This window comes from Microcoleus vaginatus FACHB-2002, assembly GCF_040004035.1.
GTDB classification, from domain to species: domain Bacteria; phylum Cyanobacteriota; class Cyanobacteriia; order Cyanobacteriales; family Microcoleaceae; genus Microcoleus; species Microcoleus vaginatus_C.
This window is the reverse complement of the sequence record NZ_JAMPLN010000007.1, coordinates 115,859-142,648: the sequence shown is the minus strand read 5'-3', so window position 1 is coordinate 142,648 and position 26,790 is coordinate 115,859. Positions and strand designations below refer to the sequence as shown.

At 45.7% G+C, this 26,790-nt stretch carries 20 protein-coding genes and 1 tRNA gene; 3 read left to right on the top strand and 18 right to left on the bottom strand.

All coding sequences use genetic code 11. From position 1 onward, the window contains the following. Positions 1-4 precede the first annotated feature (4 nt). The 3 genes from hpxZ to NDI35_RS08810 form a co-directional block, all read right to left on the bottom strand. Complete coding sequence (hpxZ, locus tag NDI35_RS08820) at positions 5-397, bottom strand: oxalurate catabolism protein HpxZ (RefSeq protein WP_445312398.1); 393 nt, start codon at positions 395-397, stop codon at positions 5-7. Positions 398-488: 91 nt separating this feature from the next. Then, positions 489-908, bottom strand: coding sequence for a peptidylprolyl isomerase (locus NDI35_RS08815; RefSeq protein WP_333293063.1), 420 nt, complete (start codon positions 906-908; stop codon positions 489-491). A gap of 235 nt (positions 909-1,143) precedes the next feature. Next, positions 1,144-2,013 (bottom strand): prohibitin family protein, encoded by an 870-nt coding sequence (locus NDI35_RS08810; RefSeq protein ID WP_445312397.1) that lies wholly within the window; start codon positions 2,011-2,013, stop codon positions 1,144-1,146. 142 nt (positions 2,014-2,155) lie between these two features. Between NDI35_RS08810 and NDI35_RS08805 the strand changes: the two genes are divergently transcribed. Further along, entirely contained in the window at positions 2,156-2,950 is a 795-nt protein-coding gene (locus tag NDI35_RS08805) for an RNA ligase family protein (protein WP_445312396.1), read from the top strand. Positions 2,951-3,089: 139 nt separating this feature from the next. After that, the gene (locus tag NDI35_RS08800; protein ID WP_445312395.1) at positions 3,090-4,244 is read left to right on the top strand and encodes an AAA family ATPase; all 1,155 of its coding nucleotides are present in this window, start codon (positions 3,090-3,092) and stop codon (positions 4,242-4,244) included. Positions 4,245-4,278: 34 nt separating this feature from the next. On the opposite strand, the gene NDI35_RS08795 is transcribed toward NDI35_RS08800, so the two are convergent. From NDI35_RS08795 to NDI35_RS08780, 4 genes are all read right to left on the bottom strand, one after another. Beyond that, positions 4,279-4,965, bottom strand: coding sequence for an HAD family hydrolase (locus tag NDI35_RS08795; protein ID WP_445312394.1), 687 nt, complete (start codon positions 4,963-4,965; stop codon positions 4,279-4,281). A gap of 228 nt (positions 4,966-5,193) precedes the next feature. After that, positions 5,194-6,048, bottom strand: a complete 855-nt coding sequence (locus tag NDI35_RS08790; protein ID WP_445312393.1) for a manganese catalase — start codon at positions 6,046-6,048, stop codon at positions 5,194-5,196. Positions 6,049-6,420: 372 nt separating this feature from the next. Then, positions 6,421-6,630 (bottom strand): acetyltransferase, encoded by a 210-nt coding sequence (locus NDI35_RS08785; protein WP_445312392.1) that lies wholly within the window; start codon positions 6,628-6,630, stop codon positions 6,421-6,423. Between the two features lie 27 nt (positions 6,631-6,657). Beyond that, positions 6,658-7,824, bottom strand: a complete 1,167-nt coding sequence (locus NDI35_RS08780) for a zinc-dependent alcohol dehydrogenase (protein ID WP_445312391.1) — start codon at positions 7,822-7,824, stop codon at positions 6,658-6,660. 661 nt (positions 7,825-8,485) lie between these two features. Between NDI35_RS08780 and mutS the strand changes: the two genes are divergently transcribed. Further along, positions 8,486-11,113, top strand: coding sequence for a DNA mismatch repair protein MutS (gene mutS, locus NDI35_RS08775; protein ID WP_445312482.1), 2,628 nt, complete (start codon positions 8,486-8,488; stop codon positions 11,111-11,113). A gap of 172 nt (positions 11,114-11,285) precedes the next feature. Here mutS and NDI35_RS08770 read toward each other — a convergent pair whose 3' ends face one another. The 11 genes from NDI35_RS08770 to NDI35_RS08720 form a co-directional block, all read right to left on the bottom strand. After that, positions 11,286-11,996 carry a hypothetical protein gene (locus NDI35_RS08770; RefSeq protein ID WP_445312390.1) on the bottom strand — a complete coding sequence of 237 codons (711 nt, stop codon included), beginning with the start codon at positions 11,994-11,996 and terminating at the stop codon, positions 11,286-11,288. A gap of 29 nt (positions 11,997-12,025) precedes the next feature. Further along, entirely contained in the window at positions 12,026-12,703 is a 678-nt protein-coding gene (locus NDI35_RS08765; protein ID WP_445312389.1) for an actin-binding WH2 domain-containing protein, read from the bottom strand. Between the two features lie 372 nt (positions 12,704-13,075). Continuing rightward, positions 13,076-13,146: transfer RNA gene (locus tag NDI35_RS08760), tRNA-Gly, on the bottom strand. Between the two features lie 162 nt (positions 13,147-13,308). Continuing rightward, on the bottom strand, positions 13,309-15,327 hold the full coding sequence (uvrC, locus tag NDI35_RS08755; RefSeq protein ID WP_445312388.1) for an excinuclease ABC subunit UvrC: 2,019 nt from the start codon (positions 15,325-15,327) through the stop codon (positions 13,309-13,311). Positions 15,328-15,443: 116 nt separating this feature from the next. Further along, positions 15,444-16,196 carry an amino acid ABC transporter ATP-binding protein gene (locus tag NDI35_RS08750; protein ID WP_445312387.1) on the bottom strand — a complete coding sequence of 251 codons (753 nt, stop codon included), beginning with the start codon at positions 16,194-16,196 and terminating at the stop codon, positions 15,444-15,446. Between the two features lie 40 nt (positions 16,197-16,236). Then, positions 16,237-17,436, bottom strand: coding sequence for an amino acid ABC transporter permease (locus tag NDI35_RS08745; RefSeq protein WP_445312386.1), 1,200 nt, complete (start codon positions 17,434-17,436; stop codon positions 16,237-16,239). 117 nt (positions 17,437-17,553) lie between these two features. Then, on the bottom strand, positions 17,554-18,075 hold the full coding sequence (locus NDI35_RS08740; protein ID WP_445312385.1) for a DUF29 family protein: 522 nt from the start codon (positions 18,073-18,075) through the stop codon (positions 17,554-17,556). 170 nt (positions 18,076-18,245) lie between these two features. After that, positions 18,246-19,460, bottom strand: coding sequence for an amino acid ABC transporter permease (locus tag NDI35_RS08735; protein WP_445312384.1), 1,215 nt, complete (start codon positions 19,458-19,460; stop codon positions 18,246-18,248). A gap of 167 nt (positions 19,461-19,627) precedes the next feature. Continuing rightward, positions 19,628-20,713: an amino acid ABC transporter substrate-binding protein gene (locus NDI35_RS08730; RefSeq protein ID WP_445312383.1), complete on the bottom strand. Its 1,086-nt coding sequence runs from the start codon at positions 20,711-20,713 to the stop codon at positions 19,628-19,630. 317 nt (positions 20,714-21,030) lie between these two features. Then, the gene (locus tag NDI35_RS08725) at positions 21,031-21,258 is read right to left on the bottom strand and encodes a hypothetical protein (protein WP_190656515.1); all 228 of its coding nucleotides are present in this window, start codon (positions 21,256-21,258) and stop codon (positions 21,031-21,033) included. 316 nt (positions 21,259-21,574) lie between these two features. Continuing rightward, positions 21,575-26,677: a PAS domain S-box protein gene (locus tag NDI35_RS08720; protein ID WP_445312382.1), complete on the bottom strand. Its 5,103-nt coding sequence runs from the start codon at positions 26,675-26,677 to the stop codon at positions 21,575-21,577. Between the last annotated feature and the right edge of the window lie 113 nt (positions 26,678-26,790).

The following is a 26,790-nucleotide window of genomic DNA, read 5'->3' as shown; positions in this document are numbered from 1 at the left end:
CCGCTCATCCCTGCATCGGCAAAAAAGAAACGTGAGCGGAAACAATCTTCCACCCTTCAGGAAACTTGCGCCACATCTGACTCTGCCGCCCCAGCCGCAGCACTCCATCCATTACACGGCGAAATTCCAGCGTCACAGCCGCCGTGTCTGCATCGAAAGTCACGACTTGGAGGTTGAACATTTCTCGATCGACATTTACAGGCGATCGCCCTTTGCGAAAAGCCCTCACCTCATCGCTCCCGTACAGGTTCTCCGTCACCCCAAAGCGCACCACTTCCGGCGCATCCCAGAAGAAATTATCGAGAGTTTCAATATCATTCGTACACAGAGCTTTTTCGTATTTTAAATATAGTTCAGTTAACTCAGCCACCACAGCAGAATCATTGATAACAGTCATAAAATGTAGATTTTAAAACTCTTAAGTTTCACAATTGTTGTTTGCAATAAGGAGTTTATTCCTTATTGCAAACACAACTCATTAGTGGAAATTAATGCTCAATTTTGAGCGAAATAATCTTGTCACCTTGGCGGATAGCATTGACGACTGACATATCCTCAGTTTTGCCAAAAGTTGTGTGAACTCCATCTAAATGAGACTGGGGAGAATGGCAAATAAAGAATTGGCTACCACCCGTATCTTTACCGGCGTGAGCCATCGATAAAGTTCCTGCTAAATGTTTGTTCGAGTTGATTTCACACTTGATTTTGTAGCCGGGGCCGCCCGTTCCATTGCCTTTTGGACAGCCACCTTGAATCATAAAGTTAGGAATGACTCGGTGAAAGGACAATCCATCGTAAAAACCTTTTTCCGCCAAGTCAACAAAATTCTTCACTGTGTTAGGCGCATCCGCATCGAACAATTCCAAATTGATTGTGCCTTTGTCGGTTTCCATAATAGCGCGGGTCATGATTTTTCCTTGCTTCCTAAAATGAGTGTGTTGCCTGCGTGTTAATTGCGGACTTCGCTTTTATAACGACAGATTCAAACTGTCGTTATATTGTGGCTTTCAGAAGTGTAGCATATTCCGGCAACTCTCATAGGACTTATGTGCGCTTTCTGAGGAAACCCGGTTTATTGCGAGATTTCTGGTTAGCAAAGCCAATATTTTCGGAGACACCGGGTTTGTTACCCTCTGTCATATTTTAATTGTTGGTCACTTGCGCGTGCTCGGGTTCTTCCTGAATATCGCTCATATTAAAAATGAAAGGAACCCGACTCGAACCGCTGCCCATCACCAGCACTTTTGGCATCTGAGCGCCGCCGCTTCTCCAAGCTTCGATCGCCTCTTTTTGCAGCACTAAATCGCCGCCTTGAGCCTTCAAAGTTTCAGCCAAAAGTCTTTGAGCTTCCGCCCTACCTTGAGCGCGGTTAATGTCAGCTTGAGCCTGCTGTTCTGCTTCTTGAGCCACATAAACAGCCCTTTGCGCCCGCTGTTCAGCGACCTGTTTCTCCTCAACCGCTTTCGCAAAATCTGCCGAGAATCGAATGTTAACAACGCTCGTATCGAGCACGATTACATCATACTTTGATAACCTTTCCTTCAGCGCAGTATCAAAGTCTCGCTTCAGTTCACTTCTTTGAGTAATTGATTGTTCGGCGGTTCTCAGTGCAGCCGCTGTTTTAAATGCTTCTTGCGTCTGAGGAGCAATAATTTTTGAAACTATATTCTCCAATGTTCCTTGAGTCCTTCGGACATCAACTATTCTCGCAGGATCGAGGCGAAAGTTGATCGCAAAACTGGCATTTAAATCCTGAAGGTCTTTAGTAGCACTCTGGGCGGGAACTTCAAATTTTTGCACGGTTACATCGTACACATCTACCTTGGAGATCAGCGGGGGTCTGAGGTGAAACCCCTCTAACAATGCTCCATCTCTGGCTTTTCCTAAAACGCTGACAACCCCTGCTTGACCTGGATTGATGACGACAAAAGAGTTTAAGCCGAGGAGTAGCGCGCCTACTAATAGAATCCCACCGATTGCTGATGATATGCTCTGGAAACTTTGACTTTTCAACTTACACGCTCCTTTGTGATCATTCCATTATAATGGTTAAATGGATTGGGTCGCCTCTAAAGTCTAAAATCTTAAATCTAAAATTAAAATCAAAAATGGATGGGGTCGCCTCTAAAATCTAAAATGTAAAAGGAATTGGCGGATGCTCAAAATTGTTAAATATCCTAGAACTTATCACATCGAAGGTTCGCGTTTCCAACCAGGTGATGAAGACCTCGACAGCGTGCCATTTAGCGCCCTGAGCGATCGCCCGATAGTGATTGAAGAAAAGGTAGACGGCGCTAATACAGGCATCAGCTTCGCACCAGATGGACAAATGCTGCTGCAAAGTCGCGGCCACTATCTCACCGGTGGGCCGAGGGAAAAACATTTTAACTTATTCAAACAGTGGGCTTTCAGTCTCAGCCCAGCCCTCGGAGAAGTGCTGGGAAATCGCTACATTCTTTACGGCGAATGGCTTTATGCGAAACACACTGTTTTTTATGATTTTTTGCCGCACTATTTTATGGAATACGACGTGCTGGACTTAGAAACCAGTCAATTTCTGAGTACAGAATCCCGCCAGAAGTTGTTAAGCGGACTGCCGTTAGTGTCAGTTCCTGTGGTGTTTTCGGGAGTCCTGAAATCGCCCAAGCAAATGATGCAGTGTATGGAAAAATCTAATTTTATTCAACCGGGACATTTGGAACGGTTGCGTTTGTACTGCCGGGAATTGGGATTAGATGAAGAACGATGTTTGAAAGAGACTGACAAGAGCGATCGCATGGAGGGTCTGTACATTAAAGTCGAAGAAGATGGCATAGTAAAGGCGCGTTACAAATACGTGCGTGCCAGTTTTTTGACTGCTATTAAAAATGCCGAAGGACATTGGCTCAATCGCCCAATTATACCGAATATTCTGCGTCCAGGCGCCGATTTATTTAATTTTAGTTTGTAAAGTAAGAAATGCCGACCATTGGCCTCAACTTTCCACGCTCTTTCTCGAATTCCGGCAGGGGTTTAAACCCCTGACTCAAAGCTAAAGTCCTTTTCCATAGGACTGATGAGTTGTTCAGTCAGATCCAACAAGTAAAGTTATGAATACACTGTTAGCGCCGCCTTGGACTTTTCCCTTTTGTCCCGAACCGCCCGATTGGTTCCTGGATTGGGACAGCATTCAAAATCATTTTGATTGGATTCAAAACTTAAAAGGCTGTCAGCAAGACCCGATTTATCACGCCGAAGGAGACGTTTTAATTCATACCAAAATGGTCTGCGAAGCATTAATATCTTCCCCGAATTGGCGGCAATTACCCGAAAAAGAACGATCGATACTTTTTGCCGCCGCTTTGCTGCACGATGTCGCCAAACCAGCCTTTACAAAAATAGAAGCGGACGGCAGAATTAGCTCAAAAGGTCACGCCCGCCAAGGTGCGAGAATGGTCAGACAAATTTTATCCCAATTCGAGCCGCCCGTGCAGTTTGAGATTCGCGAAACAGTTGTGGCGATCGTCCAATTCGGCAGTTTACCCATCTGGCTAATCGACAAACCCAACCCGCAGCAGTCTGTAATTAAAGTTAGTCAAGTTGTCCGCTGCGATTTCCTCGCACTTTTAGCCGAAGCAGACGTGCGCGGTCGCCACTGCGCCGACAGACAAGAACTGCTCGATAAAATAGAACTATTTCGGGAGTTTTGTCAAGAAAATAATTGTTGGGATTCTCCCCGACAATTTCCATCACCACACAGCCGATTTATCTACTTCCGCAAAGACAACGGCAACCCCGATGCTGAAATGTTTGACGATACAAAATGCGAAGTTGTTTTGATGTCGGGTTTGCCCGGAAGTGGCAAAGATTATTGGGTTAGAGAAAACCTGCCCAATTTGCCTGTGATTTCCTTAGATCGGCTGAGGTCGGAGATGAATATATCCCCAGAAAAAAACCAAAGTGAGGTTGTAGAAAGAGCCAAACAAAGAGCCAAGGAATACTTGCGATCGGGAACTTCTTTTGTGTGGAACGCCACGAATACAACAAAACAAATGCGGCAGCAATTAATTGATTTATTTGCTGCTTACAAAGCGCGAATTCGCATTGTTTACATCGAAGTACCGATCGCAGAAATACAGGAACGCAACCGTTCCCGCACAGCCCCAGTCCCAGAAGCAGTGATTCAAAAATTAGCCGATCGCCTGGATATTCCAGATATCACAGAAGCCCATCAGGTAGAGTGGATTGTGAGCGATCGCGCTTAATAGTGGCAATCCACCCGCGATCGCCCGTATTACTTCAACTCGCTACCAATTCCTTTTTCCCTAAAAGAGAATCGTCATAATGCGCCAACAAATCAGCAGGGTGATCGTAAATTTCCGCAGCATTTGCCAGCGAAGCATCATCGAAACCTCCGCACCGAAAAGCAATTACTGGCACCCCGCACTTGCCCGCAGCTTCGATATCGTAAGGAGTATCAGCTAACATCACCGTCTGACTCGCTTCCATCTGCAATTTGCTCAAAGCAGCTTCCACAATATCCGGTTCCGGCTTAGAAGCTTCCGCATCACTCGATGTCGCTGCTTGCGCTTGATCCAATAAATCGTCAACTTGTGCAGCTTTCAGCAAACCCGAAAGTTCTTCAGTGGTAGCTGAAGTAGCAATAATTAGCCGCAATCCTTCTTTCTGCATTTTTAACAGCAAATCCCGCGAACCGGGGGTTGGAGAAAGTTCGGGAGAAAAGCGGTTAATAATCAGTTCTTTGCGCCGCTGTGCAATCTTTTTCCCGTCGCCTGCTTCGTCGGAAAGTCCTGATACCATTTTGGGTAAAACTTTGTCGCCTCCCATGCCAATTAGCGGGCGAATTTTCTCGAACGGCACCTCGTAGCCGTAAGCCGCAAATGCCTCTACCCAAGCTTGAGCGTGGGCGTCATTGCTGAGCGTCAGAGTACCGTCAATATCGAGAATTACTGCTTGCAATTGCATAACTTATTTGTGGTTACTTATTAGACTTCTTCTCAAAACCTGGTTTGTAGTAAGGACTGAAGTCCTTAACTAATTAATTGGCACATTAGCGAGTAAAGTTGTTACTACTAACCACAGGTTAGTAGTAACAACTTTAGTTTTTGTTAGGTTAGGAGTAAGCACTTTAGTCCTTAATTACTTAATTAGTCAATCCGGGACTGGCAAGCTTACTATTAACTTTTTGATTTGCTATTGCATCCCGGTGCCGTGCAATTTGGGTTCTGGCGGCGGCGGTACTGGTTCTGGCCCTAACGGTTGGGGATTGGCTACATATTCAAACTCGCCTTTGCCGTCCATTGATTTGCCTTTCGCCCAGCGTCCCTCGCTACTTTCAGAACCTTCAGAATGATTCCAAAACTGATAAGCATATTCTGACTTTTCCAACTCCTGCGGGAAGGAACTCGGAACGGGTGTTGTTTCCATTCCCGAACTTTCTAAATCTTCGATCGCCGCCAGCCACAAGTTTTGGTGCATCGTGTCGCGGGCGATCATAAAACTCAGGGTGTCTTTCACGCCCGGATCGTCTGACATTTCATACATCCGCACAGCCTGCAATCTTCCTTGCGATTCGGCGTGCAAATTCGAGCGAAAATCTGCTAAAAGATTGCCGCTAGCAACGATATAACGGCCGTTCCAGGGATACCCTACGCTGTCGCTAGGAAGTGCGCCCAAACCCGATACAATTGCGTGCTGCGGATTCATGCTGGCGGCGATCGCATCTCGCGGGCTGTTTCCACCCATCACAGCACCCACCACAGCATCCTTGAAACCTTCTTCTTGCATAGATACAGGAGCTTGATCTAACAAGTGAGCAATCATAGTTGCTAGCATCTCGATATGCCCGATTTCTTCTGTACCGACATCAAGCAGCATATCGCGATATTTGGCAGGGCCTCGGCAGTTCCAACCTTGAAATAGGTACTGCATCATCACAGTCATTTCGCCAAATGTACCGCCAATTAGTTCTTGTATTTTCTTGGCGTAAACGGCATCTGGCTTTTCTGGTCTTTTGTAATACTGTAGTGGCTTCTTATGGTAAAACATGGGGAATTCCTCCCAAGGGGTTTTTGATTAACTTTCATTAGTTGTAACGCTGCCTGCGAGGGAGGGAATCAGCTTTTAGTCATAAAGAAAATCAATCAAACCCGCTTATCTTTATCACTTTAGTTTAATGCGGTTTCTCGCGCCCGCGAACTAAAGACTATATTAAATTTGGTCGATCGTACATTCTATTTAAACAAACACAGCGCTGTCTCCTCCGGGTGTCAAAAAATACGTCAAAACCGCCCTCCTGCAGGGGTTAAAACCCCTATCGGAGAGCGGTTTTTCGGGTTTAGCGGACACTTATGTGCTGTGTCCATCCCCCTAGCTTCGAGTCCCCCCCCTTGTTAAGCGGGATGGGGAGAATCAGTGGAATCAATGAGTTTGATAATTTTCCTCAGTCCAACAGCGCGGCAGAGCTTCACCGGAAGGAAACACTAAATTAGTTTTTGGAAAAGTTGCTGTCTCTTGCTCTTCTTGACCAGCTTGATTTTTTCCCGGCACTTCTTGTTTTGTAGGGCTGAGTAAAGCCTCTACATCGAGGATTTCAATCAAGTCGCCTGATTCTTTTTCTTGTAAAAGCATAGTTTTTCCGTGAAGGGTAAATGCGAGTTAGGGTTTGAGGACAACTTTGATGCAGTTGTCTTTTTTCTGTTTGAAAATCTCGTAAGCGTGGGGCGCTTCATCCAATTTCATTCGGTGCGTAATTACAAAGGACGGGTCAATTTCGCCTTTTTGAACGCGATCGAGCAAAGGCCGCAAATAGCGGTGAACGTGCGTCTGTCCCATTTTCAGGGTCAAGCCTTTGTTGAAAGCTGCACCTAACGGCACTTTGTCAACAAAGCCGCCGTAAACGCCGGGAATTGAGACTGTGCCGCCTTTGCGGCAAGCTACTATCACTTGTCGCAGGGCCGTAGGTCGATCGCTCTCCAACCGCACGGCTTGCTTGGCTTTGTCGTACAAAGCGTCCAGACCGGTGCCGTGGGCTTCCATCCCCACCGCGTCGATGCAAGAGTCGGGCCCGCGTCCCCCCGTCATTTCGGTGACGGCTTCCCCGGCGTCCATTTCTTCGTAGTTGATGACTTCAGCTTTGGCCGCGGCCGCCATTTGCAAGCGTTCCGGTATGCGGTCGATCGCAATTACTCGATCGGCACCCAGCATAAACGCGCTTCTGATCGCAAATTGTCCGACTGGGCCGCATCCCCAAACTGCTACAGTATCCCCTGGCTGAATGTCGCAGTTTTCGGCCGCCATGTAACCAGTAGGAAAGATATCGGTGAGGAACAATACTTGTTCGTCAGAAAGTCCGTCGGGAATTTTTAAAGGGCCGACATCTGCAAACGGAACCCGCGCGTATTCTGCTTGACCTCCTGCATAGCCGCCCGTTAAATGCGAGTAGCCAAACAGTCCCGCCGGCGAATGACCGAACATTTTTTCAGCCAGCCCAGCATTGGGGTTGGAGTTGTCGCACAGCGACCACAAATCGCGGTTGCAAAAGAAGCAACTGCCGCAAGAAATAGTAAAAGGAATGACGACGCGATCGCCCTTTTTTAAGTTCTTGACTTGGCTGCCGAGTTCGACTACTTCTCCCATGAATTCGTGCCCCATGATGTCGCCCGATTGCATTGTCGGGATGAAGCCATCGTAGAGGTGCAAATCTGAGCCGCAGATTGCTGTAGACGTGATTTTAACTATGGCATCGCGCGGGTTGATAATTGTTGGGTCTGGTACATTATCAACTCGCACATCATTTGCTCCGTGCCAGCAAAGAGCTTTCATTATTTTTTTCCTCTAGTTAACTACTAGCTAGCAAATTTTTGATTCTAAATCTTAACTTTACTAAGCTGAGAAATTACTCGCTTGGATGTTTTTAATTTTAAGCCTATAAAATATATATTCTCTCTATCGGAGGTATAATTTATAAATCTATCTTCCGGCTGTTTTCAATACTATAAATGTAAAATTTATGCCCCTAAAGTGCGGGAAATTTTACATTCTTCCGTTAACCGCCAACAGTTATAGCAACCGCGCCCGACGGTTAGGACATTCTTAATTGCTAAAATCCTTAGAAAAGATTGCAACTTCGGTCTTCGCTCAACATCTGCAAGAACAGCTAATAACGAGATGGATGAGGTTGTTTTTGTCGATCGGCGATCGCTTTTATCTCACAACAAATAAACTTCCTCACTTAATCTCACTTAATCCGATGTCTTGGCTCACTTTAGATAAAGAGCGACCGAAAACTTCTCAAGTAAAAGCGGGTTGATCGATTATTAAGTAGGGTGCCTGACTTTTGTATCGCTCCACACTCCACCTGAATCTGGAGAATCACGCACCCTGCTTAAGGATGATTAATAGTCAAATATTGTATCATTAGTTATAACTAAAAGCCGAGCTTGCGGTAAAGTTGTTAAAGATTAAAATTTATCGATCGCCTTTTATGCCTTACACTGCATCTACCCCAACAGACCCCAATCAAGCCAACATCCGCAATGCCGACCACCGCCTACTAGAATTCACCAAGCTAACTCCGATGATGCAGCGGTATGTGGAAGTGAAAGAACAGTATCCCCACGCACTTTTATTGTTTCGAGTCGGAGATTTCTTTGAGTGTTTTTTCCAAGATGCAGTTACGATTTCGCGGGAATTAGAACTTGTTTGTACGAGTAAAGAAAGCGGCAAAGAAATCGGCAGAGTGCCGATGACAGGAGTGCCGCACCACGCCCTCGACCGCTACACGTCAATGTTAGTAGAAAAAGGCTATGCTGTGGTAGTTTGCGACCAAGTAGAAGATGCCTCGATTGCTGCGAAAGAAGGCCGTCAAGTCAAACGCGAAATTACCCGCATTCTCACTCCCGGAACTTTGACTGATGACGGAATGCTCAAACCCAGACAAAATAATTTTTTAGCAGCAGTCGTCATTGCTGGGGAACATTGGGGATTGGCTTATACAGATATTTCTACGGGAGAATTCGTCACTACCCAAGCAGATACTTTAGAACAATTAACCCTAGAATTGCTGCGCTTGCAGCCTTCGGAAGTCTTGGTACCGACTAATGCCCCGGATTTGGTGACTATGTTGAGACCCGGAGAGAAATCCGAGCATTTGCCCGATTGTTTGCCGAATTCGTTTTGCTATTCTTTGCGATCGCAAATTCCGTTTACTTTGCCAGAAGCAAAACAGAGAATCCTGCAAAAGTTCAAAGTGCGATCGCTTGAAGGTATGGGATGCGGCCATTTGCCCCTCGCAGTGCGCGCCGCCGGTGGTTTGCTGCAATATATCGAAGAGACTCAAAAGGAAAAAGCAGTTTCTTTGCAAAGATTGCACACTTACACTCTCACCGATTTTCTCATACTCGACTACCAAACCCGCCGCAATCTCGAAATTACTCAAACGGTGAGAGATGGGGTTTTTCACGGTTCGCTGCTGTGGGCGATAGATAAAACCAGCACCGCAATGGGAGGCCGCGCTTTGCGCCGCTGGGTGCTGCAACCTTTGCTCAACATTAAAGCCATTTGCGCCCGACATGACACGATTCAAGAATTAGTAGAAAATAACGGTCTGCGCCAAGATTTTCAGCAGTTGCTGCGCCAAATTTACGACATCGAAAGACTGACAGGTCGCGCCGGTTCTGGAACAGCTAGCGCGCGGGATTTGGTCGCTTTAGCTGATTCTCTGGGAAAACTGCCGGCATTAGCCTCGATCGCAGCCGCAGGGCGATCACCCTATTTGAAAGCGCTGCAAAATGTCCCGCCAATTTTAGAAGAATTAGCAAGTAAAATTCACGATCATTTAGTTGACGAACCGCCGATTCATTTAAAAGAAGGAGGTTTGATTCGATCGGGAATCAATCCGATGCTAGATGAAATGCGCCAAACTGCATCAGCCGACCAAGAATGGATTGCAAATCTAGAAGCAACTGAGAGAAAACGCACCGGAATTTCTAATCTAAAAGTAGGCTACAATAAAGCTTTCGGCTATTACATCAGCATTACCAAATCAAAAGTAGACCAAGTGCCGAAGGACTACACCCGCAAGCAAACTCTCACCAATGAAGAACGTTATAGCACTGAAGAATTAAAAGAAAGGGAAGTGCGAATTCTGACGGCGCGGGAAGATTTAAATCAATTGGAATACGATATTTTTGCTAAAGTGCGATCGGAGGTAGGAGAACACGCCGAAATTATTCGCAACGTTTCCCGCGCCGTGGCGGCGGCCGATGTTTTGTGCGGTTTGGCAGAAGTAGCAGTTTATCAGAATTATTGCCGCCCGACTATGACAGAAAGTCGGGAAATTAAAATTATTGAAGGTTGTCATCCTGTCGTGGAAAAATCTTTGCCGCCGGGATTTTTTGTACCTAATTCTGCTTTTTTGGGTCGGGAAGAATCCCTAAACCGCCCAGATTTAATTATTTTAACCGGGCCGAATGCTAGCGGGAAAAGCTGCTACTTGCGGCAGGTGGGTTTGATCCAGTTAATGGCGCAGATGGGCAGTTATGTGCCGGCGAAAGCTGCGAGTTTGGGAATTTGCGATCGCATTTTTACCCGCGTCGGCGCAGTAGATGATTTGGCAACCGGTCAGTCTACGTTTATGGTGGAAATGAACGAAACTGCAAATATTCTCAATCACGCGACGCCGCAATCATTGGTTTTGTTAGATGAAATTGGCAGGGGAACGGCGACCTTTGACGGACTTTCGATTGCTTGGTCTGTGGCAGAATATTTAGCAACTGAGATTCGGGCGCGGACAATTTTTGCGACTCACTATCACGAATTGAATGAGTTAGCTTCTATCTTGGATAATGTAGCAAATTATCAGGTGACAGTGAAAGAATTGCCGGATCAAATCGTATTTTTGCACCAAGTTCAGCCGGGAGGTGCTGACAAATCTTACGGAATTGAAGCGGGGAGATTGGCCGGTTTGCCGCCGTCGGTGATTGACAGGGCGAGACAGGTGATGAAGCAGATTGAGAAACACAGCAAAATTGCGATCGGGCTGCGGAAAGGTGTTAAAAAAGATGGTAAAAAAGAGTCGGAGGGCGAACAGTTGGATATTTTTGATGATTAAAACTTTAAGTTGCTCAAAAAGTTGGTAGATGCGTAGGGTGCGTCAGAGCGTCCAAACCTGTTAAAATCGAAAGGATCGATGTCTGACGCACCCTACAACTGCGACACTTGCCTCTGCCTTAAAAGCTTACATTTAAAGACTAAATTCCTTACTACCAACCTGCAACTCAACTTCACTTTCCATTGTGCAACTTTCTTACCTCTTTGTGCACGCTCATCCCAATTTCCAAAGCTTCATTTAGCAATCGCCCGTATTCAGTCGCCCGATCGCTCACATCCACCGCCATCAAAGCAGCCAAATTACTTTCAATATTAGCAAATAACTCGTAACGGCGGCCGATAAATTGCTGATTTTCCCTGAGAATTCTCTCTGTTTTCAAAGCACAGACTAAACTTTCTCTAGTAATTTTTAATGCCTCAATTGCCTCTCCTCGGTTAATTAAATGGGCTTGTAAATTGCCAGCATCCGTTAGGCGATCGATAATATCTAAAGCCTGAATCACCTCATGATACTTCTCAACTTCATCCAGCAGACCCGCCAGCGTTGCCAGAGGCTTTGCCTTAACCCATTTAGAGATATTCCAAGCAACAGTAATCGCCAGCGACAAACCCAAAGTTAGTTGTAAAACACGGACAAATATTTCAGCATCGCTAAATGAACCAACATTATGTTTATTAGCCAGTAAAGCAACAGGCAGCGAAACAACTAATGTCACGCAAAATATCAGCAACTCATTCACCAAAAGAGAAAACAGCTTTTTGCCGTCCCGGAGTGCGGCAGGTCGGTAAAAATCCGCTGCAAAACCGTCGCTCAAAGCTATTCCGCTCAAATCCTCCAACTCCTTCTCAGGAATTTTTAACTGTTCCAAATCCGCTTGTATCACTCTTTAAAATCTCCTTAAATTGGGATTAATTACGATCCTCCCAGAGACATAATTGATTGCCACAGACTCATATAAAAATTGCTTTCTCGGTCTCGGAACAGTTCAAAAGCCATTCCCGACGACCCAAAAAACGGTCTCAGCGTCCATCCCAACTGAGTGCCAACAAACGCATAGAGTCCCAACCAAAAGCGCAAAATATTTAGCCTGATATCTTTGCCTTCGGCATCTTGTTCGGACAGAAAGTGCATTCCTTGATAAATGAAACTTACGCCCAAAAATCCTGTGATTGCCATAATAGCAACATTCAACACCAGATAAAAATTGTAATTGGTACTGCTTAGGAGAAAAAACAGACTGACCGGTGCAAATCCAAATAGCAAAACGCTAATCATCGCCATCGCTGTCATCAACAATGTCAAATACTGTTCAAAAGTTCGTTTTGAACCAAACATGACATTAAAAAAGTACAGTGTGGGAAAGCAGATAATCAGCGTCAGCAAGTAAAGTGCTGGCAACTTAATTGCTGAAACCAGACATTGCATCCACGTACTAGATGCACCTAATATCGCTCCGTAAATGCCAAAAAATACGGTACTAGAAATCAACAAACCGAAAATTTTAGATTTGAGCTTGACACCTTGGCGAATTTCTTCGAGAAACTGTTGCCGTTCCCGCAGCAAATACATTACTACTGAAAAATATTTCACGGGCTCTCCTTGTGACTGATGCGACTCTGAATCAGTCATAACTCAAGCTGAGTGCGCTCGACAAGCTTGTCAAATCCGGGCACTCTATGTTAACCAATTATTGTTGTAGATACAGGACTTACACAGAACCTAATTATGTAGGGTGCTCTTCTGCAGCGCACCTTACCGCTATTGACTATCGGCTGGATATTTCTCCTCAAATTCTAGTCACATTATCTCCAAATTGTATCCAAAAAGGTCATTTGATAGTCATTTCGTAGTCGTTTGATAGTCATTTGATAGTCACTTTGACCCCCGACTCAGCCGTATTCTGGGCAATAAAAAACCTCAAACCGTTCATTTCTCGTTGGTTTGAGGTTTTTTATAGAAGTAAGCGGGCAGCGGGAATCGAACCCGCATAGTTAGCTTGGAAGGCTAAAGTTTTACCACTAAACTATGCCCGCGCACAGAAACTAAACATACCACAAGTCTCTGGGGATTGCAATAGGTCTGTGCAAAATTTTTGAATACCTCCCTCACAGTGGCTGAATCGGTGCTGAATCGGGACTTGCGGCCCGATCGCCCCCTCGCCCAAAAAATCCTCCTCTCCCATGCTGCGTAAGACTTTACGGATGGAAATAATCGTAAATTTGCTGCGCCAGACGCGGGCCAATCCCAGAAACTTCTGCCAACTGTTCGGGAGTCGCTAAACGGAGGTAGTCGATCGACCGAAAATGTGCCAACAATTGTTTTTGTCGGTGGTGTCCCAATCCGGGAATTTCATCAAGGCGCGATCGCTTCATTCTCTCGCTTCTTCGATCCCGGTGAAAACTCACAGCAAATCTGTGCGCCTCATCCCGCACCCGGCGCAATAATTGTACCCCAGGCTGCTCAGAATTAGTTGGCAGTGGCAAAGATTCCCCCGGTAAAAATATCTCCTCTCGCTGTTTTGCCAAACTGACAACGCGCAACTCTTCTAGCAAATTCATCTCCCGCAAAACAGCCACAACGGCTGATAGTTGACCTTTGCCGCCGTCTATCATAATTAAGTCTGGTTTGTCGGAAATATTATGAGAAACTGAGGATAAATTGCTGATTTCTTCCGGTTCTTCTAACTTGCTAAACCCATCTTCCATCTTCCCTCTTCCTTCTTCCTTCAATCCTCGGAATCGGCGACCGATAACTTCTGCTAAACTCGCAAAATCATCAGAATGGCCCGATTTAATTTCAGGATTTTTAATTTTGTAATGGCGGTAGTGTTGATTGGCGGGCAAACCGTCAATAAATACGACGCGGGAAGCTACGGCGTCAGAACCTTGAATGTGAGAAATATCGTAACCTTCAATGCGGCGAGGAACTTCTGGCAAATCGAGAATTTCTGCTAAATCTTCCATTGCTTGAGAATTGCGATCGCTCAATCTTTGCATTCTCGCCAATTCATACTCAGCATTCCGTTCCACCATCTCAATCAACTCAGCCTTAGTTTGCCGCTGCGGCGTCAAAATCGTAACTTTTCGCCCCTTACGGTTGCTCAACCAATCTGCTAATATTTCCCCTTCTGGCAATTCGTACTGCACTGAAATTTCGCTGGGAATTTCTACAGATTCGACATTTTGATAGTGTTCTTCCAACACCCGCTGCAAAATCGCTCCGGCCTCTACCCCCTCTCGTTCTGCCTCTTGCCCAGGGGAGGAGGAAAGAGAAAGTTGAGATAACTCTTGATCCCCCTTGGCAAGGGGGGGTTGGGAGGGTATTTCCGCCATAAATCCCAATCTTCCGACCAGTTGACCGGCGCGAATTTGGAACAATTGGACGCAAGCGTGCTGGGTATCTGCCGCAAGTGCGATCGCATCTCTGGAAACCGTATCGTCTGGCAAAGACACTTTTTGGCCCGCACTCAAAGACTGCAAACCCTTAATTTGGTCGCGAATACGCGCCGCAGTTTCAAAGTTCAAATCTTCCGCTGCTTCTTCCATTTGGGGTTCCAAGATATCCAGTAATTCCTGAGTTCTTCCCTGGAAAATCATCGCTACTTTTTGGATGATTTTTCGGTATTCTTCAGGCGAAGTTAACCCTTGACAAACGCCAACGCAGCGCCCGATGTCGTAGTTCAAACAAGGACGGTCTTTAAATAGCGGTTGAGGGCGCTGCCGCAGCGGGAAAATCCGCTTAATTAAATGCAGCGTACTCCGCAGCGCCCCTGTATCAACGTAGGGGCCATAGTAGCGGTCTTTTGCACTACCTGCGCGGCGTTTGCGGGTGATAAAAATGCGCGGGTATTCCTCCGACCAAGTTATGCACAAATAAGGATATTTTTTATCATCTTTGAGGAGTACATTAAAGTAAGGTTGGTGCTGTTTTACGAGGTTTGCTTCTAATGCTAAAGCTTCCGCTTCTGTGTCGGTGGCGATGAATTCAATTTCGCGCACTTGCTGCACCATCATCGCGATGCGGGGACTGAGATTTTGGCTTTCGCGGAAGTAGGAACGGACGCGGTTTCGGAGTTTTTTGGATTTGCCGATGTAAAGGATGCGATCGCTCTCATCGCGCATTAAATATACACCAGGAACCGCCGGAATTTCTTTGAGGCGACTTTCTAGGCGTTCCGAGTCTTTAACTAACGGCAGAGTTTTTGTGGATGGCATTGCAAGCTATCTCAGCAAAATAGAGACTGATTGTACACTCTTTTATTTTACCTTAATTCTGTCTATTTTTACGGCTGCTACCGTCGCCAAATCCACCGATTAAACTTGAAAATTAGTTACAATATCTGAGATAAAAACTTGCGTGTGCGTTCTTCCTTCGGGTTCTGAAAAAACTCTTCTGGCTTCGCTTCTTCAACTAAAACGCCGCCATCCATCAATACAATGCGATCGGCAACTTCGCGCGCAAACCCGACTTCGTGAGTCACCACCACCATTGTAATTCCAGTTTGAGCCAAATTTCGCATTACATCTAAAACTTCCCGCACCATCTCCGGGTCTAATGCTGATGTCGGTTCATCAAACAGCATAATTTTAGGTTGCATTGCTAGAGAACGTGCAATAGCGACCCGCTGCTGCTGTCCCCCAGACAACTGTCCGGGATATTTTTTTGCTTGTTCCAAAATTCCCACTCTTTCTAAGAGTTGCATCGCCACTTCTTCAGCTTTTTTCTTCGGCCAGCGGCGCACCCACACCGGCGCTAGCATGACGTTTTGCAAGACTGATAAGTGGGGAAACAGGTTGAATTGCTGAAACACCATTCCTACTTCGCGGCGAATTGTCTCGATGTTGCGTAAGTCGTGGGAAAGTTCGATTCCGTCGATCGTAATTTTACCTTGTTGGTATTCTTCTAATGCGTTGAAGGTGCGAATAAACGTCGATTTTCCCGAACCAGATGGCCCCATCACGACAACCACTTCACCTCGGTTTACGGTCATGCTGACGCCGCGCAGTACGTGAAATTGTCCGTACCATTTGTGGACGTTTTCTGCTACAATTACTTGTTCTGTGATTGTGGGTTTAGTTTCCATATTTTTTTGTTTTTAAACCGCTGATGAACGCAGATTTTTTTTACCTTTGACCTACGCCTAAAGTTCGCTCTATTTTGCGGCTTGCTAGGGACATTGAGTAGCAAAATATCCAATAAATGATCCCGACGAATATGTAAACTTCGGCGTATCTGCCGATATAGGAGGGATTTGCTAAAACTGCGCGGGATATTCCGATTAATTCTAACATTCCGAATAGAGACAGGAGCGATGTATCCATAAATAATCCGATGAATTGACCGCCGATCGCAGGAATGACTATTCGCAATGCTTGAGGCAGTACAATTAGAATTGTAAGCAGGGGTGTATTGAGTCCGATCGACCTCGCTGCTTCTATTTGTCCCCTGGGCACGGCCTGCAAGCCACCGCGCACGTTTTCGGCCAAGTATGCCGCACTAAATAGAGTCAGTCCAGCAATCGCTCTAATTACTCTATCCAATTTGGGATATTCTGGCGGTAAGAATAATTGCAGCATCACTTGACCTAAAAATAAAATGCCAATTAATGGTAAACCGCGAATAATTTCAATGTATAATGTTGATAACAATCTAACAACAGGCAAAGAACTTTGTCTCCCGAGTGCTAGCAATACCCCTAAAGGAAAGGAAAGCACAATACTAATAACTGCTAAAAACAGCGTCAATACTAAACCGCCCCAATCATTTGTTGACACTTCGGTCAAACCCAACCCGCCTTTAATTAGCCACAAAACTATTGGGAAGGAAAGAACCCAAATTGCAGGCATCCAGTCCATAATTTTTGGGTGAATTTGCCTTCCGATGGCATAGCTGGCGGCGGCTGCGATAATAATTCCTAAGAGGTAGAGGCGAGAGGTTAGGTCGATCGGCGAAATGACCGCACCCACAACCGCAGCACCGAGTATAATTAGTAAAGGCGGATTCCAAAGACGTTCTTGCCGCTGAAGGTTTCCCCAAGTTAATCCTCCCAACAAGGCAATTATGGCCGTTACTATCCACAGCCGCCAGTAAGACTCGCGGGGAAATCTTCCGGCAAAAAATAGCGGCAAGTTGGCTTCTAACACGTGCCATTGAGCTTTTGTTGTTGCCCAAACAATAATTACTTTAATAGTTTGGAAGGCAATAATTACGCAAACTACTGTCAGAATGCTGTTGTACCAGGTACTAAATAAATTTTTGCGCGCCCAATTCCAAGGGGTAGGCGATTCGGTGGCTGGGGGCGGTAATATGGGGACAGTTTCCATATAGCGGTTTTTAATCCTATGACGTAGAGTAACAACCAGTTATTTTATTAACCCGCGTAGGCGGGTTTTGTTTGTGTAGACGCGATTTCCAATCGCCAAGGCTAAAAAAAATCCTACTTATTTTCGCCGATTTATCCAATCTTCTCCACCTGGTAACTGGCTTAAATGCTGGGCTAACACTGCGGGTAAATCTTTGGCGGAATGGATATAAGTCAAGTTTAATAACCTCACAGCAGTCTGAATAATCAGGTTTCTATCCATCATCTCTGCAAGTTGAAATTGACTATAAACACCATTCAATACTTCTTCTGCAGCCTCTGCAATCGCATCCTCAATCACCTCGTCCTCTATAAAACTCTCCCATTCATCAGAATTGATGTAATAAGATGTTTTATTATCTTTAATATTTGCCTTCTTAATTTCTCTGATTGAATTGCGAATCGAACTTGCCCACGAACCAGTTAATCGCTGTTCAACTTGATTTTTAATCAAGTGAATCAGCAAAATATTTAAAAAAGATTGGATTTGTCGCAAAATTGCCTGTTTGCTCATTCCATCTAACTCATCGACTATTGCCAAAGCATCCGTGTACCTTCCTTCCAATATGCTATTTCTAAGAGCCGTTAATTCTTGTGTCATTTGATCTGCCTCAACTTTAATACTAACAAGCCAAAGATAGTTGTGACTTATTTATTATTGCTTAATCGTCAACTCACAAGTTTTGGTTTCTCTGTCTAAGCTACATTCACTGTATGCCACTTTATGCGCTATCCTTTGATTACCAGTAAATTTGGTTAAATTTAAAGTCTTTACCTTTCCTTGATTTGTACGGTTTTATTGTACCAATTCATGAACAGAGACACTATCAAACTAATTGTTAGATATGTTACCATGATAATTAACATTGCTTCGATCGCCCGACCGGTCTGATTCAAGGTCGGAGAGCCCACCACAAAATAAACGTCGGGATAAGCAACCGCAACCGCTAAACTCGAATTCTTAGCTAAATTCAGATACTGACTGGTTAAAGGCGGCACAATCACCCGCAAAGCTTGCGGCAAAATTACCATCCGCATCATTGTTCCAGACTTCAGCCCCAAAGACTTTCCCGCTTCCCACTGGCCTTTCGATACTGACTGAATTCCGGCCCGGACAATTTCTGCAATGTAACTGCCAGTATACAAGCTGAGCCCTGTCACCAAGGCGGCAAATTCTGGAGTGAATTTTAATCCTCCTTCGAGTTGCAATGCTGGTGTCAAGCGCGGAACATCTAGACGAAAAGGCAGATTTTTGGTGATAATCAAAGCTAAAATTGCACTCAGCCCGATCGCACCTAGAGCCCAAAACAACTGTCTTCCCGGCTTAGCTTCTTCCAACATCACCCGCGCCCGCCACATCCACAGCCCCGCCGCCGCCAAAACTCCGACTGTTAGCAAAATCAACCAAATCTCAAAACCCGGCAAAGCCATCGGTGTTGGTACAGCAATGCCGCGATTTGTCAAGTAAATCGGCCCCCTCATCTGCTGATTGTCTTCGAGTTTTGGCAGGGAAATGAAAACTGCAAAATACCAGAAAAATAATTGCAGCAATAACGGCGTATTTCGCAAAATTTCTACGTACAAACCAGCCAAATTCCGCAGCAGCCAATTGTCAGAAAGGCGCGCAATTCCTACCGTCAAACCCGCAACTGTTGCGAAAATAATGCCGAAACCCATTACCCGCAGCGAGTTGATTAAACCGACAAAATAAGCTTGTCTGTAACTGTTTTCGGGACTGTAGGGAATCACGCTTTCGCCGATATCAAAAGATGCTTGGGAATTGAGAAAATCAAATCCAAATGCAATCCCCAATTGCGAGTAATTGGCACTGAGATTGTCCCAGAGAATGGCGATAACAACTATTACTAAAATTAGGGCGATCGCCTGTCCGGCTATTTTCCAGAAGCGATCGTCCCGCAGCAGTTTTGATATATCTTTAAATTTGGGCAATTTCTCCGATTTCCCCGGTTGAGGTTCTGGATTCATAACTGTTTAATGTAGAACACACTATACCTAACTTTAGCCTGCCTAAAATATCTTGTTGGTTAACAGTCAACAGTCAACAGTCAACAGTCAACAGTCAACAGTCAACAGTTAACAGTCAACGGTCAACAGTCAACAGTCAACAGTCAACAGTCAACTGTTAACTAAAATTACCGGAACGGCGGCGAGTAAAGCAAACCGCCATCTTTCCAGAGTCTGTTTTGACCCCGTTCTAACTTAAGTGTACTTTTGGGGCCGAGGTTGCGATCGTACATTTCCCCGTAATTCCCCACTTTCTTAACAACGCGGACGGCGTAGTCGTTCGGGAGTCCGAAACCTTTACCTAAATCTCCTTCTGTTCCTAGCAAACGTTTGACGTTTGGGTCTGTAGTGCTTGCCACAATTTGGTCTACATTTCCCGAATTAATTCCCAAATCTTCAGCTTCAATCGCCGCAAAAACGATCCATCTCACCGCATCAGCCCATTTAGGATCGCCGCTTTTCACTGCTGGGGCTAAGGGTTCTTTTGACATCACGATCGGCAAAACAACATTATTCTCGGGATTCGGCAGAGTTGTCCGCTTCGAGACTAGCTGCGATCGATCGGCAGTAACACCTTGACAGCGACCTTCTTGATAGGTAGCAAAGGTAGCATTCACATCTTCAAATACCACAGGAGTGTATTTAACTCCTAATTTTCGCATTTGGTCGGACAAATTTTGTTCGGTGCTCGTACCTGTCTGCACACAGATAGATTTGCCCGCAAAATCTTTTAAACTTTTGATGCCGCTGTCTTTTTTGACCATGATGCTTTGAGAGTCATAAAAGATCACCGGGGCAAATTCCAGTCCAGTAGTGCTGTCGCGACTCGCGGTGTAGGTGGTATTTCGGCTGAGAATGTCGATTTCTCCCGCCTGCAAAACTGTAAATCTATCTTTAGCATTGAGCTTTCGGTACTCGACTTTTTCGGGATCGTCAAATATTGCCGCCGCGACAGCCCTGCACACATCCACATCCAGCCCCGAATATTTGCCTTTTTCGTCTACAAAGCTAAAACCCGGTAGTTCGCCACTGACGCCACAAATCAGTTTGCCGCGGCTGACAATTGTATCTATCCGGCTGGAACCTTGTTGCGAGTTGCCGCCCGCAGTAGTTGTTGCTGTTGTTTGTCCGGTTTGTGCCGATCGATCCCTACAAGATGCCAACGGTGCCACAAATAACACGCTTGCTAGTAGCAGAAATCCCCATTTACGCATAGATTTTAATAGAACGCTTTCCTGACAATCCTACCTTGTAGCTGTCAGAACTGTGGCGATCGGCTATCTACACAGCTTCCGGTTTCTAATTAGCCGTTCTGCATCCGGTGCGGCCCTGCGGCAACTGCACCGACTACCCGCCTGTTTTTTTTGAGCAAGCTGGGAGCCGAGAGTTAGAAACCCGGTTTCTGGCTGGAGGTCTGGTCGTCAAACCTAAGATTTATCCCTGAAACCCGGTTTCTTTTCTGCTATTTCTGCCCAGCGCGAGCGATGGTCGCCTTTCCCTGGAATATTTATCCGATTTTGATTGAATCCGCTCACAGTAGCTCTGGTGCGAGCCGCTGCTCAGCTAAATCGCGGATTAGGGACAGCCGAGACTGGATGTATTCGTCCAACACATCTGCTTCTTTGCCATTAAGCGCAGAGTTCGTTTTTAACTGCTTTAGCAGCCACTGTACCAGGGTGGCATCGTCTAAATTGACTAACAGAGTAGCTTGGGTGGTCTCAATTAATGACCAGAGTTGGCGTAACATGACTGGAGTCATAAAACCTCGTTGAGCGTAAATACGCACTTAATGGGCGGGGATAGCGAAAAGCTGGTCTTGGTGTCTCAAGCCGATAGACGAAAAGCACCCTCATGTCGATCGGCTTAATGATTATTTTATATTTGACCACAATAACTTAATGCAGTAGTGTCACAAGTTACAACACACAAGATGTTATAAGAGTTCCCAATTCCTTCACATTGAGATAAACATCTTGATAAAAGATTAACAATCTTTACACGCGCTCGCTCGCGGGGGCTGCCAAGAGCTCTCCGGGATCGGGCCCGATAGCCCGGTTCAAAAGAAAATTGATTGATTACTCAGTAGCCACAAACTTTTGAACCCCCGCCAGAATTATTTCTAATTCAGCGATGATTTTTGTAGCCCCCTCCAAATCATTTGATTCGGCCAGACTTTGAAGCTGATCTGCCATATCGGGCATTAACCGCACCGCCGCCGTAGCGCTGACACCTTTAATTTGATGAGCGTGGCGGGCGAGTGTCTCCATATCTCCCGATGCGATCGCCCCCTTAGCAGCTTCTAAATAACTAGCAGTATCCACCACAAAAGTTTGCAGTATTTCCCGCTCAAAATCTAAATCAGCGCCCGAAATTTCGTGCAAACGTGCGATATCGATTACCGATTCGATATCGGGATCAGAGTTTTGAAGTTCCTCGCCATTAAACTTGGGAGTTTCAATTTTTAGCTTGGCAGACCAATTTGCTAGTACCGATTTTAACTTTTCGATGGCAATAGGTTTGCTAATATAATCGTCCATGCCCGCCGCCAGACACTTTTCCCGATCGCCCTTCAAAGCATTCGCCGTCATCGCAATCACCACCGTCTTTTGATGTGGCTCCATCTTCCCAGCAGCATCTGCTGCTTCCCGGCGGCGCAATTCCAGCGTTGCTTCGTAACCGTCCAAAACCGGCATCTGACAGTCCATCAACACAATGTCATACTTTTTCAGAGCAACCATAGATAGCGCCTCTGCGCCGTTATTGGCTACATCCGCAGTGCATCCCAAAACTCTGAGTTGATTGAGACCAACTTTTTGATTGATTGGAGTATCTTCAACTAACAAAATCTTTAAACTTCCTAACTCCCGGTTGTCAATAGCTGAGGCTCGATTGGACGTTGGATTTGCCTGCGGCTCATCAATCAGCGTCATCGGGGCGATCGCATTCGCCAAGCAATCAAATAGTCGGTGAGCTTTAACAGGTTTAGTTAAATACCCGCTAAAACCGCTATCTACCAAGCGTTTCGCCTCTGCAAGCTGAGTCATTGAAGTCAGCACCACCCACTTTGTCTGCTGCATTGCAGGCTCAGAAATCCTCAAGCGTTCGAGACTTCCCGCCACCATTTCCGGCAACTGAATATCAACCAAAACGATATCGTAAGGGGAATTAAGGCTGACAGCTTTGTACAGAGATGCGATCGTCATCCAACCGTTCTCAACCTCCTCAACCTCCATTCCCCACACAACAGCCATTCTCACTAACACTTTTCGCACTGTCGGCTTGTCGCTGGCAATTAACATTTTTCGCCCCGCCAGCACCGTTTCCAAATTCACTTCGCACGCTGCCCCGACAGCAGTTAAATTTTCCTTAACTGTCGGCACAGTAAACCAAAAAGTCGAGCCTTGGCCAGGGGTACTTTCCACACCGATTTGCCCACCCATTAACTCCACCAACTCCTTAGAAATAGCCAGCCCCAAACCTGTGCCACCATATTTTCTTGTCGTAGAGGCATCAACTTGAGTAAAAGATTGAAACAGCTTTTTTTTGTCTTCTGGAGCAATCCCAATTCCTGTATCTGTGACTTTAAACAGCAGGAGTATCGACTCACTATTTTCTATTTTTACCGCTTCGATATTCTCTAAAATTTTCTGATTATCGCTGGCTGCCAATAACTCAGGATTACTAGCATTAGCCACCTCAATTACCACTTCTCCTGCTTCTGTAAACTTTATAGCATTGTTGATCAAATTAGTGAGTATTTGCCGCAACCGTGCTGCATCACCTTTAATTTGCAGCGGCACGTCGTTGTCAATCAGTGCCACCACTTCTATACCTTTTTCTTGTGCGGGAGTTGCCAACAAATCCAGCACTTCATTCATACAGATACTGAGGTTAAATTCTAGTATTTCTAAGCGCATTTCTCCAGCTTCTAGTTTGGAGAGATCTAGAATATCGTTAATGATGGAGAGTAAATTTTGACCGCTGAGTTTCAGCGTCTGTACAAAGTCAAGCTGTTCGGGAGTAAGATTCGTTTTCAGCAGCAAATCCGTCATCCCCATCACTCCATTCATCGGAGTACGGATTTCGTGACTCATATTTGCTAAAAATAGCGACTTCATTCGAGACGCTTCTAGGGCTGCTTCTCGGGCTTGCTGCGCTTGTTCAAAAAGAGTAGATTGCTGAATGGCGATCGCCAACTGCACGCTCAACCTTCCCAGCAAATCCATTTCAGAATCAGTCCAAACACGCGGAGATCTGCACTGATGGGCAATCAGCAATCCCCACAACCGATGTTGACTGGTTTCCAAACTCCTTCCCGGCAGTTCAATTTGAGTTTCCGGCGAATATTCTGCTGCCAAACCCTGACTTTCATCGCCTATAAAAATTGGTACAACTACATTAGCCCTTACCTGCAAACTAGCAAGTAAATCTCGGTGTTCCTCGCTCAAATTGGCAGTATAAATATCTGCCATTGCTTGAATTGTTTCTGCACTGTACAGCCATACATAACTTTCCCCAAAGGATGTTCTTTGAACTTTTCTGCCCAGCAGGGGCATCCAATCATCCCCTACAGATTCCACAACCACAATCGCTGTTTCCTCGGAATCAAAACGATAAATTACCGTGCGGTCAGTTGCCAGCAACTGCCGCACTTCTTGTACAGCAGTGCTCAGAGTTTGAGTCAGGTTGAGAGACTGGCGGACTCGCTGAGCGATCGCCGAAACCAGCCGTTCCCGTTCTGCTTGTTCCCGCAGCATTCTCTCAGCTTGCTTGCGTTCGGTGACATCGCGAATTACCGCAGCAAAGCACAGCGGTTCGGTGGTTTGAGGGTGCTTGACCAGAAAAGCATTCATCACAACATCAATGGGTTGTCCGTTGCCCAAGTGCTGCATTTGACCTTCGCCTTGCCACTGGCCATGACTGATAATTGTTGGTAAAATCTCTTGACTGAATTTCTGTTGAAAATAGGGCCCAATATAATCCCATATCTCCGTATAAAGCACTGCTGAAAGATTCTCTACACCCACCAGTTTTCGTCCGGCTTCGTTGACAAAGAGCGTTTGGCCTTTCAACGTAGCCATGCCGATAAAATCGCTGCTGTTTTCAATCAGCGACACAAATTTTTGCCGTTCTTCTTCTCCTTTTTTGCGTTCGGTAATGTCGCGCTTGACGCAGACATGACAAATTACATCGTCGGCGTTGTTAATCACAGAGTATGCCGCAACGTCGATCGCCAGCGTCTGGCCTTTTTTAGTGCAGTTAGTAATTTCGCCCCGAAAACTTCCTGTTTTCGCTAAACTTTGGGCAATTGCCGAAAAGCGCTCCCCCGCAACCAGCGGCGAAGCTTCTGCTTCTAATTCCGCGTCTGTGTATTCTAAAAGCGTTTGGTGAGCAAGATTTTGTTCGAGGAAAAACCCGTCAGCATCGATAATGACGATCGCATCGTTGGAGTTTAAAAATATTTCTCGGTAAAGCTTTAGTTTTTCCTCAGCTCGCTTGCGTTCGGTTATGTCTCTTTTGACACTTACGTAACAAACTACATCCCCCGCATCATTGAGAACCGCAAAAGCCGAAACCTCCACCTCAACTGTTCCTTCTTGCACAGCCTTAATACAGGTCATTTCGCCTCGGTAACTCCCCGAAGTGGCCAAGCTTTGCAGCACCGAGGCAAATGTCTGTTCTCCCATGTGAGTGGCCGGCGTTTTTCCCCACAATTTTGACGCGCTGTGACCCAGCAAAGCCGTGTGAGCTTGATTTGTTTCTAAGTAATAGCCTTCGGGGTCTAAGATCGCGATCGCATCGTTGGATTTCAAAAAGATTTGTTGATAAAGTTGCAGCTTCCGTTCAGCTTGTTTCCGGCCGCTAATATCCGTGAACAAGCCGTAGTAAACTATCTCCCCCGATGCTTGAAATTCTGGCTGGGAAGCTCCTTGCACCCATTTAAGTTTTCCTGACGGAGTGACAATTCTTCCTTCCCACCGCCAAGGCTGCAAATTTTCTGCAGAAAGCGTCACCGAGTTGAGAAAATCATCTCGATCTTCGGGATGAATCATGTCAACAATTACATTAAAATCCTGCTGAGCAGCCTCTGGTTCTATTTCATACAATTCTCGGCAGCCCGCGCTCACAAACGAGAAGGCCATTGAGCCGTCTGGATGCAAGTCAATTTGATATACCGTACCCGGTACGCTAGCAGTAATTTTTTGCAGTTTGGCTTGGCTTTGATTCCTGGCTTCATCTGTGGCCTGCAATTGACCTATCTCTCTAGAAAAACCCAAAACCCCAAATATATTACCCTCTGCATCGCATAGCGGCATTTTTTGCGTGTCAAAGACGTGCTGTTTGCCACCTTCAAAGACGATCGCCTGGTAGGGATTGCGAACCCTCTCCCCAGCCAGCACAGCTCGATCTTCCTCGCGGATGCCCCTAATTTGGCTGTTGCGATCGCCAAATACTAATTCGGCTGAAAACCCTAATTCAATATCATCTTTGCCGATAATTTCCTCAACATTTACCCCCAAATATTCAGCAAAACTTTGATTTACAAAAATGTATCTAAAGTTTCTATCTTTCACAAAAACTCTGTCCGGGGCCTCGTCCATTACAGCCCGCAACAATAGTTCTTGACTTGCCGAATCCAGAGCAAAAATATTTTGAAATTTATCCTTGAAACTGGTTGTTTTAGATGCTAATATATTTAACTGTTTGGCGCAAATTTGAGCGACAGTGTGGAGCAAACAAAGGTGTTCCAAATTAAAAGCAGTTGCCTGCTCTGCACCAATGAAAAATACTCCCAACAATTCTTCACTTTCATCCAGATTGGCTGGTGCCATCAAGATTGACTGAAACTGAGCAATTGGTGGCGGAGTGATGTTGTGCGCCCAGTCCCGATTGCCAGCGAGCCATTCAGCGCGAGCAGCTTGCAAGCGCCCTTCTATTTCGGTTTTGGTGCTACCACTTAACGGCTGTAAGTGTTCCAGGTATATGTGATCGTCCGGTAGCGTCAAAATTGCGATCGCCTGTGTGGGAATGAGGCGATCGAGATGTGCCAGACACGCAGACCAAATTTCCTCAACACTGAGAGCGGCTTGAACTTTTGCAGTAAGTTCGTGGAGAACTTGCAGTTCCAAGGTACGCTGGCGGACTTTTGCTTTGAGGCTGGCGGCTAGGATTTGCATAGTGCTCACCAAACTGGTTTGCTTATATTATAATTATTGATTTTTAAACTTTTTCAAACAATCATCTTAAAATACATCCGCCGAAAAAACAACTTTTTTATATTGAAATTACC

Bases quoted from the DNA above. Each gene is read 5' to 3' on its own strand.
- hpxZ (WP_445312398.1), bottom strand. From the start codon at position 397: ATGACTGTTATCAATGATTCTGCTGTGGTGGCTGAGTTAACTGAACTA.
- NDI35_RS08815 (WP_333293063.1), bottom strand. From the start codon at position 908: ATGACCCGCGCTATTATGGAAACCGACAAAGGCACAATCAATTTGGAA.
- NDI35_RS08805 (WP_445312396.1), top strand. From the start codon at position 2,156: ATGCTCAAAATTGTTAAATATCCTAGAACTTATCACATCGAAGGTTCG.
- NDI35_RS08800 (WP_445312395.1), top strand. From the start codon at position 3,090: ATGAATACACTGTTAGCGCCGCCTTGGACTTTTCCCTTTTGTCCCGAA.
- NDI35_RS08795 (WP_445312394.1), bottom strand. From the start codon at position 4,965: ATGCAATTGCAAGCAGTAATTCTCGATATTGACGGTACTCTGACGCTC.
- NDI35_RS08790 (WP_445312393.1), bottom strand. From the start codon at position 6,048: ATGTTTTACCATAAGAAGCCACTACAGTATTACAAAAGACCAGAAAAG.
- NDI35_RS08785 (WP_445312392.1), bottom strand. From the start codon at position 6,630: ATGCTTTTACAAGAAAAAGAATCAGGCGACTTGATTGAAATCCTCGAT.
- NDI35_RS08780 (WP_445312391.1), bottom strand. From the start codon at position 7,824: ATGAAAGCTCTTTGCTGGCACGGAGCAAATGATGTGCGAGTTGATAAT.
- mutS (WP_445312482.1), top strand. From the start codon at position 8,486: ATGCCTTACACTGCATCTACCCCAACAGACCCCAATCAAGCCAACATC.
- uvrC (WP_445312388.1), bottom strand. From the start codon at position 15,327: ATGCCATCCACAAAAACTCTGCCGTTAGTTAAAGACTCGGAACGCCTA.
- NDI35_RS08750 (WP_445312387.1), bottom strand. From the start codon at position 16,196: ATGGAAACTAAACCCACAATCACAGAACAAGTAATTGTAGCAGAAAAC.
- NDI35_RS08745 (WP_445312386.1), bottom strand. From the start codon at position 17,436: ATGGAAACTGTCCCCATATTACCGCCCCCAGCCACCGAATCGCCTACC.
- NDI35_RS08740 (WP_445312385.1), bottom strand. From the start codon at position 18,075: ATGACACAAGAATTAACGGCTCTTAGAAATAGCATATTGGAAGGAAGG.
- NDI35_RS08735 (WP_445312384.1), bottom strand. From the start codon at position 19,460: ATGAATCCAGAACCTCAACCGGGGAAATCGGAGAAATTGCCCAAATTT.
- NDI35_RS08730 (WP_445312383.1), bottom strand. From the start codon at position 20,713: ATGCGTAAATGGGGATTTCTGCTACTAGCAAGCGTGTTATTTGTGGCA.
- NDI35_RS08725 (WP_190656515.1), bottom strand. From the start codon at position 21,258: ATGACTCCAGTCATGTTACGCCAACTCTGGTCATTAATTGAGACCACC.
- NDI35_RS08720 (WP_445312382.1), bottom strand. From the start codon at position 26,677: ATGCAAATCCTAGCCGCCAGCCTCAAAGCAAAAGTCCGCCAGCGTACC.